Source organism: Enterococcus sp. R12, from assembly GCF_058135755.1.
This window is the reverse complement of record NZ_CM176874.1, coordinates 3139550-3151390: the sequence shown is the minus strand read 5'-3', so window position 1 is coordinate 3151390 and position 11841 is coordinate 3139550. Positions and strand designations below refer to the sequence as shown.

The window sequence follows — 11841 nt, the reverse complement described above, 5'->3', positions numbered from 1 at the left end:
TCTAAATAAACCGAGTTATAAACAGGGTTATCCACACTTGACAAACGACTTTTCCACAAAATGTGGAAAAGAAACGAGAAAATGTTGATAAGTGTGGAAACTTCTCAAAAAAGGATGTGGATAAATTGTGGAAACAAAAATTTTTGATCAAACACAGTTGAACGAAGCAGCAGCTATTTTAGCTGAGGGGGGATTGGTGGCGTTCCCGACGGAAACCGTCTATGGACTAGGGGCTAGCGCGCTTTTGCCCACGGCTGTTGCGCAAGTATATCAAGTCAAAGGGCGACCTAGTGACAACCCTTTGATCGTTCATATTGCCGAGCCAGAGCAGTTGGAACCGTTTGTGGATAACAAGCATCCTTTTGCTGATAAATTGATGGAAACTTTCTGGCCTGGGCCCTTAACCTTGATCTTTTCGATCAAAAAAGACAGTTTACCTAGCATTGTTACTGGCGGCTTATCCACAGCGGCTTTTCGGATGCCAAACAACACCAAGACGTTAGCGTTGATCAAGCAAGCCCAACAGCCATTGGTTGGTCCTAGCGCGAATACATCTGGTAAACCAAGCCCAACATCAGCTGCGCATGTTCAGCATGATCTGGCAGGCAAAATCGCTGGCATCTTGGATGATGGGGTGACGCAGATCGGTGTCGAATCAACGGTCTTAGATTTGAGTGACCCAACGGCGCCGCCGATCATCTTACGTCCTGGTGCGATCTCTAAAGAACAGCTTGAAGCAGTTTTACAAACAAAAGTCCTCGTCGATCAGCACCTAGTAACAGAAAGTGAAGCACCCAAAGCGCCGGGCATGAAATACAAGCACTATGCACCGAATACCAACGTCATGATGGTCAATGACCAAGATTGGCCGGCAGCCATGGCTTGGGCAAAAGAACAGCAGTTTAAGATAGGGGTTTTAGCTGGACCAACGATCGCCGAGCAAGTCCGCTTTGAAGCTGCAGCCATCTATTTATTTTTTGATGACAGTGTGGAAGCCGCGACAAAAGGGCTGTTTGCTGGTTTACGGGCGTTAGATGAATCGATTGCTGAGTTAGATGTCTTATTTGCACCCACGTTTCCAGAAAGCGGCTTAGGGGCTGCTTATATGAATCGGTTGAAAAAAGCTGCAAATCAAAGTTTCTTTCAAGAAAATTAGCAAAAAACCAGAATTCATTATAGGTAGCTTATGAAGAAATGTGATACAATGCTACCATTAAGGTAAAGGGGTGTTGTAAGCATGGATTATCAAACGTTTGATCCCGAATTGTGGCAAGCGATCGAAAAAGAAACGAATCGTCAACAAAACAATTTGGAATTGATTGCGTCTGAAAATATCGTTTCAGAAGGTGTAATGGCTGCGCAAGGTAGTATTTTGACAAATAAATACGCTGAGGGTTATCCAGGTCGTCGTTACTATGGCGGTTGTGAATTTGTTGATGTGGTAGAAAACTTAGCAATTGAACGGGCGAAAAGTATTTTCGGTGCGGCATATGCCAATGTTCAACCGCATTCTGGTTCTCAAGCCAACACAGCAGCTTATTTAGCGTTGATCGAAACAGGCGATACAGTATTAGGGATGGATCTTTCCGCAGGCGGTCATTTGACTCATGGCTCACCAGTGAATTTCAGCGGCAAGACCTATAATTTTGTTAGTTATGGTGTTGATCCTGCAACAGAAGTCATCGACTACAATGTCGTTCGTATTTTGGCGCGTAAGCATCAACCGAAACTGATCGTTGCTGGTGCCAGTGCTTACTCACGTACGATCGATTTTGCGAAGTTCCGTGAAATCGCTGATGAAGTTGGCGCAAAATTGATGGTGGATATGGCGCATATCGCTGGTTTAGTAGCGGCTGGTCTTCATCCAAACCCAGTTCTTTATGCGGACATCACGACTTCTACGACCCATAAAACATTACGCGGCCCTCGAGGCGGCTTGATTTTAACAAATGATGAAGACTTAGCGAAAAAAATCAATAGTGCCGTTTTCCCTGGTATCCAAGGCGGCCCATTAGAGCACGTGATCGCAGCGAAAGCTGTTGCTTTTAAAGAAGCACAAGATGAGTCGTTCAAAGAGTACTCTGAGCAAGTCATCCGCAATGCACAAGCAATGGCGAAAGTCTTCAACCAAGCACCACAAGCCCGCTTGGTCTCTGGTGCAACAGACAATCACCTATTATTGATCGATGTGCGCGGCTTTGATTTGAACGGCAAAGAAGCAGAAGCTTTGCTGGATCAAGTCAATATCACCGTCAATAAAAACTCGATTCCTTTCGAATCATTAAGTCCTTTCAAAACGAGTGGAATTCGCGTGGGGACACCAGCGATCACTAGTCGCGGCTTTAAAGAAGAAGATTGTGTCGAAGTGGCGAAATTGATCGTCAAAGTTTTAGAAAAACCAAATGATGAAGCCGTTTTGGCAGAAGTCACGGCGCAAGTCAAAGAATTGACGGACAACTATCCACTTTATAAAAATAAATAAAAGGGGACTGTGACAGAAGTTAAGGTCAGACAAGACGTCTCACGCGTTTTTCCTGCGCTACAGCTCTTTGATCACCGAAAGTGAAAAAGGGGCTAGAATGAACGCAGAGGCGCTTTTCATGCCGTCTTGTCTCCTTCCTTCTAACACAATCCTTTTTTTGAGGAAAAGCAGTATTGCCTGTGGCAGATGGTTGTAACAAGAGCCGATTTGCTTTAAAATAAGAGAAAAACCAAAGGAGATTTTTTTAAATGGGTAAATTTCAAGTAATCGATCACCCGCTGATCCAACACAAATTAACAATGATCCGCGACAAGAACTGTGGAACAAAGGTTTTCCGTGAAGTTGTTAATGAAATCGCAATGTTGATGGCGTATGAAGTGTCTCGCGACATGCCGCTTGAAGATCTAGTGATTGAAACACCAATTGAAGAATCAACACAAAAAACACTATCTGGTAAAAAGGTAGCGATCATTCCGATCCTGCGTGCAGGTCTAGGCATGGTTGATGGTATCCTTGAATTGATCCCAGCCGCAAAAGTTGGCCATATCGGGATGTACCGTGATGAAGAAACGCTAGAACCACACGAATACTTCGTAAAATTACCTGAAGACATCGATGAACGTCAATTATTTATCGTTGACCCAATGTTAGCTACGGGCGGTTCAGCGATCATGGCGATCGATGCACTGAAAAAACGCGGCGCTTCAAACATGAAATTCGTCTGCTTAGTTGCTGCACCAGAAGGCGTGAAAGCATTGCAAGATGCCCATCCAGATGTTGACATCTATACTGCAAATCTTGATGAACGCCTAAATGAACACGGCTATATCGTTCCTGGTTTGGGCGATGCTGGTGACCGTCTATTCGGTACAAAATAAATCAATACAAATAAGACAAAGGCAACTGAAGTTTTGCCTCGCCAATGATGCCTTGGAAGAAGATCGACAGCCAAAACGGTTCGATCTTCTTCCATGGCTTTTTTGTGCTTTTTAAAAAATCAGACCATGAAAAAAGGAGAAAATCAACTGATTTTCTCCTTGCATTAAACGGGTTATAGTTTGGTTAATTGTTTGTAATTGATGATCAATACACCATTACTTTGCGAAACTAATTTCTGGTTTTCTGGGGTTTCGTTCAGCTCGACCACCGCAGAGTTTTTCAACTGCTTTGTGATGGTACCAGTTTGTTTCTTCCCATGGAACGTGAACATGACAGGAGTAGCGACCTCAAACGTTGAACCTTCTTGTGACGGGACAATTGTTGTTTCGAATTTACCAAATGTTGCCATGTAAAAACCTCCTTGATACTTCTATTATATCACAATTTTCGGAAAATTTCAGTAAGTAGATTTTTTTCAGCAGACCTCTTTACAAAACAACCGTTTTTGCATATAATTTTCTTTGTGCCATACAACGCCAGCTTAGCTCAGTTGGTAGAGCAACGCACTCGTAACGCGTAGGTCACAGGTTCGAATCCTGCAGCTGGCATAAGAAATGAAAAACCATGAATCTTCTTTTAGAGGATTCATGGTTTTTCTTTTGCATGCGATAAGTAATCTCAATTTTTCCTGGTTTACCCGGTAACTGTTTTTATTCGCCCATTAGCATTACATGGCATGTCCTATTTCGCACACGATTTTGATCGAAATCAACAAAATAGATATAGCCTACTGAACCGATCTCTAGCTTGCCGTTACTTAAAATAAAGCTTTCGCTTGCACCGAAAAAACTCGAGCGAATATGTGCATCGCCGTTTAAAATCGTTGCTGGATCTGTTGGGTAGTTTGGATCGTCCAGACTCATCAAAAATTCTAAATGCTTTGGTCCAGGATAACGGTAATCGGTATTTTCTGATAACTCACGAGGAATAATCTTATCGAGAATTCGGTTTAAATCAACTTGAAGAAATTCATCTCCGTTAAAGTCTGTATCATGCATGTATTCTTCAAAGATAACCGAACAGGTCGTATGAGGAGACTGTACGAGACAGATTCCATTTGAAATTCCACTTTTTTCAACCATCGTTTTCACTTCTTCTGTGATGTTGTGGTAAGATACTCGATTCCCGTTAGAAGTTAACGTCAATTGCTCTTTTAAAAATTTCACAGTGTTAATCCTCCTTTTTATACTTCACCGCTTGTTTGATCATTTCTGTAAGGGTTTGAACTGGATCTTCTGCTTGCACAATGCCGCTTGTCCCACCAGTGCCATCAGCCCCTGACGACAAAGCTTTTTCAACATCGACAGCACTAGATATACCAGCTGCCTGCAGAATTAGGATTTCTGGATCAATTTCACGAACAACACGATTTGTTTCCGTCATGTATTGAAGATCACTGGTTTGTCCTGTTCCAATTAGTTCTGTTGGCTCGCAAACCATCACATCGGGTTTTAGGGAAGCTGCGGATCTTGCTTCAGTCAATGAATTCGCACAAACAATTGTTAAAATTCCCAATTCATTTGAGCGTTGCATCGCTTTCGTCAGTTCTTGCAATGTCATGGGGTGTTCAGCATGGTTTAAAAAGGTAGCTTCAGCACCGGCTTCTGCCACTGCTTCGGGTAAAACATAACCCATTCCTCGACCGATTTCGATTCCGTCTAAATGTTGAACAGTGATGAATAAATATGTTGTTGCTTGTTTAATTAGAGAAACGTCTGCTTGCTGCACAGTAAATAGAATGTCGATGTCATATAAAGACGACAACTCATCAGCAGCTTTTGCCAATGCCAATGCTTGTTTTCCATAAAGATAGGCTTTGGGATTGACGACAAAGAACGGCGTTCTTAAAGTTCTTTTTTTCATTAGCTTTCTCCTTCACGATAAGATTTGGTATGAAAGACTTTAAAATAGTGCTCGAGTGTCTTGGACATTCCATTGCTTGCTGAGTGAAGTAGATCGAAATAGTCATTTGGTTGATTTTTGTGAATTTCATTCATAGCAGCAGTGACGAAGTCCGTAAAAATATTTATTTTACGGATACCTTCTAAGGCACATTTTTCAAGGTTTTCATCGCCAGAAGAGGATCCGCCATGCAGAACAAGAGGAACATTGACGGCATGGTGTATTTCATTTAAAACGTCAAAATTTATTTTGGGTATCCCTTGATAATGTCCGTGAGAGGTGCCAATAGAAACTGCCAACGAATCAACACCGGTTAATTTGGCAAATGCAACAGCCTCAGAAGGTTCTGTGTAAATAGATTGACTATTTAGGGCTGATTCCAGACTGTTTTCCGACCCAACGTGCCCGATTTCCGCTTCAACAACGACACCATTTTTATGAGCGTAATCGGCGATCTCCTTTGACCGACGGACATTTTCTTCGAATGACTCCTCAGAAGCGTCGATCATTACGGAAGTAAAACCTAAATGAATGGCTCTTTTGATGACCTCTTCATCGGTACCGTGATCTAGGTGCAGAGCGATAGGTGTAGTGCTTTTTTTTGCTAAAAATTTTCCAATCATGGCAGCCTCTTCTAAAGTCAACATGTTCATATGGGATTGAGCGAAGGCCAATATCAAAGGTTTGTTCAAACTTTCAGCAGTTTCCGCGTATGTTCTTGCACTAGTTAAGTCGAAAAAATTTGCTGCGGGTAATGCATAGTTGTGTTTTTCTGCATGTGCGAATAGTTCTTTTGTTGTGACCAACATAGGGCATTCTCCTTACTCTTTGATTTTCTTTTCGATTTCCGCGTACATCTCTTCTGTACCAATCCCTGTTAAGAGCGGTAGCCCCATAATTACACGATCTTTGATTGAGTCTGGAACAACCGTTGTACTCACCACGATGTCATAGTTATCAATTTTATTCATCTCATCTGCCACTTTGGATTGATACAGTTTCACTTGATCAGTTAATCCTTTTTCTTTCAGCCATTCTTTTACTTTATTTGTTACAATTGTTGAAGTTGCAACACCTGTACCACACATAATCAGTAATTTTTTCATTATCATTTCCTCCTATTATTTCGATGTTTGTTTCTTGGGACGAATTTTATTTACATAAATCAATCCAAACAAAACAGAGATGCCAATTATGGCTAAACCGCCCCAGCTTAATATTTTGGTTAAGCCGACATAAAGGAATGTGGTCCATAAACCACCTTCAGCCATAGCAGTGATCATAGAGTTTCCTTGTAGATCAAAGTTTGCGGATCGAGCAGCAGTAGTGACAAGCGGTGCTGCCCACGAAGTAATATATAGAATGCTTACCATATAAATCGTTCCAGCAATTACTGTTCGAATGATGTTTCCTCCAAAAACAGCAGCCATCAAGCAAATCAGAAAGGGAATAGTTGCTAAATCACCAAAAGGCAAGGTCGTATTGCCAGGTAGAACTACGGCTAACAAAATAGTGATCGGAACTAAAAGCAATGAGGAAGAAAGGACAGCTGGATGACCAACCGATAATGCTGCATCCATACCGATGTAAAGCTCTCTTCCAGGAAACCGTTTTTTGACGAATTCATTTGCAGATTCAGAAATAGGCGTTAGACCTTCCATCAGTAAAGCCACCATTTTGGGCATCAAAACCATCACAGCGCCTGTTTGGACGGCTAATTGGCCGACCCCTGCTGTGTCATATCCGGCAAGTATTCCCATGATAAGACCAATCAAAAAGCCCATAACAGTAGAGTCGCCAAAGACACCAAATTTTTTCTGAATGGTTTCTGGATCTGCTTTCCAATCTTTTAGTCCTGGAATACGATCAAAGAGCCAATTCATCGGTAGTGCAAAGATGAATCCTGGTGCGGCGGTACCATGAGGAAAAGTAATATTAGGAAATCCGTAGAACTTATTAATGATCGGACCTAAAATATCTCCCATTAAAAGAATCATCATCAAATAGATGACGGTCGCCGCGATTCCCATTGCAAAATCTCCAGTGAGGGCATAAATCAGAGAAGAGATGAAGGCTGCGTGCCAAATATTCCAAATATCTACATTCAATACTTTAGTCAGCCCTAAAATGATGAGTAGAACATTTAGGACCACACCAATCGGAATCGCAAGACTTCCTAAAATCGTCCCGTAAGAAATTGCCGCTGCGGCAGGCCATCCGACATCAATCGTTGTCAAATTTAATCCTAAACGTTCAACCATATGCTGTGCTGCGGGACCCAAACTGCTGCTTAGAAGGTCAATCACCAAATTCAATCCAACAAACCCAACACCAACAGTTAAGGCTGAAGTAAAGGCTTTGCTAGGTTTTGTCCCCAAAATTATTCCAAAAATAAAAATTAAAATCGGCAAAACAACGATTGAACCTAGATCAACGAACCACTGTAATGCATTTAACATAATTGTTCCTCCTTTTTATTGCAGTCCATTTTTTTCAATAATCGAAAGATACGCTTCTTTAGTCGTTACTGAGGATAGGGCTTCCAAAACCCCGGGTGTTTGAAACATAGAGATAAGATTTTGCAGCATACCCAATTGCTCATGTGGTTCCTTCAGTGCAAGCATGAACAACAGGGATACATCGATTTTCTTTTCTTGTGAACCCATTTCAATAAATGAAAGGGGAGAGGCAAGTGACATAAAAGCGACTTGGGATCGTAAAACAAATTTGCTGTCCGTGTGTGGGATCGCTACCCCAATGCCGTTAATTTTTAAACCTGTAGGAAAGGTTTCTTCTCGCTGTACGATATTTTGATAGAACTGATCATTTACACAATGAGTTTTGATGAGTTCGTCTGCTAATAGTCGAAAAGCTTCCTCTTTTGTTTTAGAATCTTTTTCAAGTAACACGATTTGGTGATCAAAAAACATGATCAATTTCCTCCTCTTAACAATCTTTGATACAGTTCTTCTTGCGTTTGACTATTAACGATCCATTGAATTTCTTCGGCTGAGTTAAACAATCCGTAAATCGAAGCGATCAACTCTTTTGCCTCGATCATGTTTTCTTCAGCAATCGCAAGCAAAACAATTAGTTGGATTTTTGTGTCTCCCCAAGTAATTGGCGCATCGAGGGTGAGAAAAGCAAGTTTTGTTTCTTTCACTGTATGTGGATCAGCATGTGGAATGGCTACTCCCGTCTTTAAGCCAGTGCTTCCTAGTTCCTCTCGTTCAAATAGAGAATGCTTAAATTTTGTTGTAACAAGCTTTTTTTTCAGATAATCATCTGCTAAAAAATCCAGTACATCTTTTTTTGTTCGAAACTTTTTTTTGACAAAAAGGAAAGTAGGATCTAAATATTTTTGTAATAAAGTCGTTTTCTGGTATTTTTTTGAGTAAAAATTTTTCTCATTCTCATTAAGATTAGATATCTTTGCTGAGATTCTTCCTATTTCTTCGGTAGTAGGAAGCGGCGAAATATAAATAACTGGCGGTGCTGTAATGTCCAATGGAATAGTTGATATGATCAGATCAACAGTCTCAAGAGATGTACTGGCCAGTTTACTTAAAGGAATGATCTCCAATACGGTATCAGCAGCGATCGTCTGTTTGATACGGTTAAAAATCAACTCCGATGTAGCAAAACCTGATTGGCAAACAATTAGTATATGGTTAGTAATTTTTATCTTTTCAAAGGCTAACTGAAAATGGATCGTCAGAAAAGAAACTTCGTCTTCTGTTAATAAGATTTGAAATCGCTCCTCTAAATCTCCAATTGCATATTTGGTCAATGTATACATTGTTGAGTATTGTTTTTTGATACTTTTTATCAGTGGGTTTTTCAATAAAATTCCTGTCTTTGATCGATGGATCATGGGAACGATATGAGCCAATAATGTTTGCAGTAATAATTTATCTTGTGTCAGATCTGCGTTTAACATATGTGACATTTTTTGAATAATTTGTTTCGTACAATTTGTGATAGTAGATTCGTGAGGCTCATCCATTTGTCCAAAAGGTTCGATACCGTGTGCTAATAACAGGGAACATACATATTGAATATCTGTATCACTAAATTGAACAGGTAGTTGGTGTTGGATCATTTCAGAAAAATCAACCGCGATCATATAGAATTTCATTCGTCTAAGTTCGTCAAATACTAGATGCTCTTGTTTTTCAATGTGTTTATCTATAAGAAGTCTTGAAAGAAAAATTCGCAATGAAAGCTTCAAGGATTCAATAGAATAATTATTGACTGGATGGCCGATTGTTTGAGACATATCTGAGACAAATTTCTTCGTTAAATCGAGTACCTTAGAGTCAAAGAGATTGTTGACCAAAAGATTTTCACTGGCTTTGGCGTCGGTATACTGCTCTAAAAAAGATTTGAATACGTTTTGAGTAGCAGATTCAACTGAGGTTAGTTTGAGTCCGCTAGTAGTCATTTTTGTAGATACGTGATGGAATCGACAGAAAGCAACGATTTCATCAACATCTTTCTTTATTGACTGGTTGCTAATATAAAAATATTCAGAGAATTCCTGATAGTGCATTGGCTTTACTGAAAACAGATAGTTAGCGAAAATAAAGATTTTACGATAATTAGGTGAAAATAGTTCGAGTTTAGTCTCTTTTTTTGCTAACAATCGATATCCATTCTGTTTCGCTGATTCAGAACCAGATAAAAAGATTCCTTTTCTTGGTACTTTTTTGATAGCTAGTCCCGAATCTTTTAGTTTCTTTTCTAAAGTCGTTAAATTGTTATAAACCGTTTTTTGGGATACATTTAACTGCTTTTGAAAAAAAGATGCAGGGCGAAACTCCTTTTGTTCTAATAGCAATTGCAACAGTAGCTGTTCTCGATTACTTAAAATCATTCGTTCACCTCCGGAAGCGCTTCCTTAATTGTATTCTAGTGAAATTATATGGTGGCGTAAATAACATTTCATTACCACATTAATGTGGTAAATACGATTGTCGTATATCAATTTATATTTTGTAAAAAGTAGTCATTTGTTGCTATTTATTTGAAACGAAAACTAGGCGGGGATCTATCATGGAGTTAAAGTTGCTTTATTCTGTTACATAGAGCAAAGATTTATCAAAAATAAAGAAGAACACATAGAACAAGGTATTTGATTAATAAGAAGAATGGACGAATTCAGCGATTATTTCGTTGTAATTCTAAACAATTTTGGATTGTTTTTAACCCTCTTTTCCCGAAAATCATTAAAGTTTCTAAATTTTTTGTGAATGCTCATGGACAATCCTTTCTTTTCTCCTCAATTATCACTATAATGGATAAAGATTCTACAGAAGAGAGTGTGGACATGGAAAATTCACGAATAAAAACGAACGATAATCGAATTGACTACGGTGTGATTCTACCCGTATTTTTATTATGTCTGATTGGTTTGGCGTCCCTGTATGTGGCGCTGACACACGATCCGAATAACCCGAATATGCTGCGAATGTTAGGGTTTCAAGCTTTATGGTATGTGTTAGGCGTTGTTGCCGTGATCATTATCATGCAGATCAAATCAAAATGGCTCTGGAAATTGACGCCCTATATTTATGGAGCTGGGCTAGCCGTTATGTTGGCGCTGCTGAAATTTTACAACCGGACGATGGCTGCCTCGACAGGGTCGAAAAACTGGTTTAGTTTTGGTCCCTTTACCTTGCAGCCTTCAGAATTGATGAAGATCGCCTATATCATGATGTTGGCGTTGGTCGTCACGCAGCACAATGTCAAGCATCGGGAACGGGATCTGAAAACAGATGGGTTACTGATTGCAAAAATGTTAGCCGTCACGATCCCAGTCCTGATCCTGATCACCTTACAAAATGACTTTGGTACGATGTTGGTCTTTCTAGCGATTTTCGGTGGGGTCTTCTTGATGTCAGGGATCTCATGGCGAATCATCGTGCCAGTGATTGCGGCATTTGTGATTCTCGGCGGTGGAACGATTTTCTTAGTGACTACCGATGTTGGTCGCGAGTTTCTGTACAATACAGGAATCTTTAAAGAATACCAATTCGCCCGTATCGATTCGTGGCTAGATCCTTTTCATGATACCCAAGGGCAATCCTTCCAATTGGCGTATGCTCTGATGGCGATCGCCTCTGGCGGGATGTTTGGGAAAGGATTTAATGTCAGCGATGTGTATGTACCAGTCCGAGAATCCGATATGATTTTTTCGGTGATCGGTGAGAATTTTGGGTTTATTGGCAGCGCGTTTGTCATTTTATTGTATTTTATTTTGATTTACCGAATGATCCGCGTATGTTTCGATACCAACAATGAATTTTATGCCTACTTGGCAACTGGGATCATTATGATGATTCTCTTCCATGTGTTCGAAAACATTGGCGCAAATATCGGTCTCTTACCGTTGACGGGGATTCCACTGCCGTTTATTAGCCAAGGAGGATCTGCCCTATTAAGCAATATGATTGGGATCGGTTTGATTTTATCGATGCGCTATCAAGCTGAGACCGCACCAAAAACACTTTAAGGAG

General features: G+C 40.3%; 12 protein-coding genes and 1 tRNA gene. 5 read left to right on the top strand and 8 right to left on the bottom strand.

The window, feature by feature from the left end; all coding sequences use genetic code 11:
• Positions 1-127: 127 nt before the first annotated feature.
• The 3 genes from ACTW1R_RS14570 to upp all read left to right on the top strand — a co-directional run bounded on the left by ACTW1R_RS14570 (position 128) and on the right by upp (position 3360).
• Positions 128-1156, top strand: coding sequence for an L-threonylcarbamoyladenylate synthase (locus ACTW1R_RS14570; protein WP_489927309.1), 1029 nt, complete (start codon positions 128-130; stop codon positions 1154-1156).
• 81 nt (positions 1157-1237) lie between these two features.
• On the top strand, positions 1238-2482 hold the full coding sequence (gene glyA / locus ACTW1R_RS14565; RefSeq protein WP_489927308.1) for a serine hydroxymethyltransferase: 1245 nt from the start codon (positions 1238-1240) through the stop codon (positions 2480-2482).
• A 248-nt stretch (positions 2483-2730) separates the two neighbouring features.
• Positions 2731-3360, top strand: a complete 630-nt coding sequence (gene upp / locus ACTW1R_RS14560; RefSeq protein ID WP_005227894.1) for a uracil phosphoribosyltransferase — start codon at positions 2731-2733, stop codon at positions 3358-3360.
• Between the two features lie 173 nt (positions 3361-3533).
• On the opposite strand, the gene ACTW1R_RS14555 is transcribed toward upp, so the two are convergent.
• Complete coding sequence (locus tag ACTW1R_RS14555; RefSeq protein ID WP_005227896.1) at positions 3534-3770, bottom strand: hypothetical protein; 237 nt, start codon at positions 3768-3770, stop codon at positions 3534-3536.
• Between the two features lie 126 nt (positions 3771-3896).
• Here ACTW1R_RS14555 and ACTW1R_RS14550 point away from each other — a divergent pair.
• Positions 3897-3969: transfer RNA gene (locus ACTW1R_RS14550), tRNA-Thr, on the top strand.
• Between the two features lie 102 nt (positions 3970-4071).
• Here the strand turns inward: ACTW1R_RS14550 and ACTW1R_RS14545 are convergent.
• From ACTW1R_RS14545 to ACTW1R_RS14515, 7 genes are read right to left on the bottom strand one after another with little or no spacing between them, the layout of a single operon-like run.
• Positions 4072-4587, bottom strand: a complete 516-nt coding sequence (locus ACTW1R_RS14545) for a YjbQ family protein (RefSeq protein ID WP_005227898.1) — start codon at positions 4585-4587, stop codon at positions 4072-4074.
• A gap of 4 nt (positions 4588-4591) precedes the next feature.
• Positions 4592-5284, bottom strand: coding sequence for a triose-phosphate isomerase (locus ACTW1R_RS14540; protein WP_005227900.1), 693 nt, complete (start codon positions 5282-5284; stop codon positions 4592-4594).
• Entirely contained in the window at positions 5284-6132 is an 849-nt protein-coding gene (locus tag ACTW1R_RS14535) for a class II fructose-bisphosphate aldolase (RefSeq protein WP_005227902.1), read from the bottom strand. The genes ACTW1R_RS14540 and ACTW1R_RS14535 overlap by 1 nt, the downstream gene beginning before the upstream one ends.
• A 12-nt stretch (positions 6133-6144) precedes the next feature.
• Positions 6145-6429 (bottom strand): PTS sugar transporter subunit IIB, encoded by a 285-nt coding sequence (locus ACTW1R_RS14530; RefSeq protein WP_015510443.1) that lies wholly within the window; start codon positions 6427-6429, stop codon positions 6145-6147.
• A gap of 15 nt (positions 6430-6444) precedes the next feature.
• Entirely contained in the window at positions 6445-7782 is a 1338-nt protein-coding gene (locus ACTW1R_RS14525) for a PTS galactitol transporter subunit IIC (protein ID WP_074536139.1), read from the bottom strand.
• Between the two features lie 15 nt (positions 7783-7797).
• The gene (locus ACTW1R_RS14520) at positions 7798-8253 is read right to left on the bottom strand and encodes a PTS sugar transporter subunit IIA (protein ID WP_005233600.1); all 456 of its coding nucleotides are present in this window, start codon (positions 8251-8253) and stop codon (positions 7798-7800) included.
• A gap of 2 nt (positions 8254-8255) precedes the next feature.
• On the bottom strand, positions 8256-10199 hold the full coding sequence (locus ACTW1R_RS14515) for a BglG family transcription antiterminator (protein WP_167821415.1): 1944 nt from the start codon (positions 10197-10199) through the stop codon (positions 8256-8258).
• A 453-nt stretch (positions 10200-10652) separates the two neighbouring features.
• Between ACTW1R_RS14515 and ACTW1R_RS14510 the strand changes: the two genes are divergently transcribed.
• Complete coding sequence (locus ACTW1R_RS14510; RefSeq protein ID WP_010749084.1) at positions 10653-11837, top strand: FtsW/RodA/SpoVE family cell cycle protein; 1185 nt, start codon at positions 10653-10655, stop codon at positions 11835-11837.
• Positions 11838-11841: the final 4 nt, after the last annotated feature.

What these genes read in the sequence shown, in the direction of transcription:
- glyA (WP_489927308.1), top strand. Translation starts at nt 1,238, where the DNA reads ATGGATTATCAAACGTTTGATCCCGAATTGTGGCAAGCGATCGAAAAA.
- ACTW1R_RS14520 (WP_005233600.1), bottom strand. Translation starts at nt 8,253, where the DNA reads ATGTTTTTTGATCACCAAATCGTGTTACTTGAAAAAGATTCTAAAACA.
- ACTW1R_RS14510 (WP_010749084.1), top strand. Translation starts at nt 10,653, where the DNA reads ATGGAAAATTCACGAATAAAAACGAACGATAATCGAATTGACTACGGT.
- ACTW1R_RS14555 (WP_005227896.1), bottom strand. Translation starts at nt 3,770, where the DNA reads ATGGCAACATTTGGTAAATTCGAAACAACAATTGTCCCGTCACAAGAA.
- ACTW1R_RS14535 (WP_005227902.1), bottom strand. Translation starts at nt 6,132, where the DNA reads ATGTTGGTCACAACAAAAGAACTATTCGCACATGCAGAAAAACACAAC.
- ACTW1R_RS14515 (WP_167821415.1), bottom strand. Translation starts at nt 10,199, where the DNA reads ATGATTTTAAGTAATCGAGAACAGCTACTGTTGCAATTGCTATTAGAA.
- ACTW1R_RS14540 (WP_005227900.1), bottom strand. Translation starts at nt 5,284, where the DNA reads ATGAAAAAAAGAACTTTAAGAACGCCGTTCTTTGTCGTCAATCCCAAA.
- ACTW1R_RS14530 (WP_015510443.1), bottom strand. Translation starts at nt 6,429, where the DNA reads ATGAAAAAATTACTGATTATGTGTGGTACAGGTGTTGCAACTTCAACA.
- ACTW1R_RS14525 (WP_074536139.1), bottom strand. Translation starts at nt 7,782, where the DNA reads ATGTTAAATGCATTACAGTGGTTCGTTGATCTAGGTTCAATCGTTGTT.
- upp (WP_005227894.1), top strand. Translation starts at nt 2,731, where the DNA reads ATGGGTAAATTTCAAGTAATCGATCACCCGCTGATCCAACACAAATTA.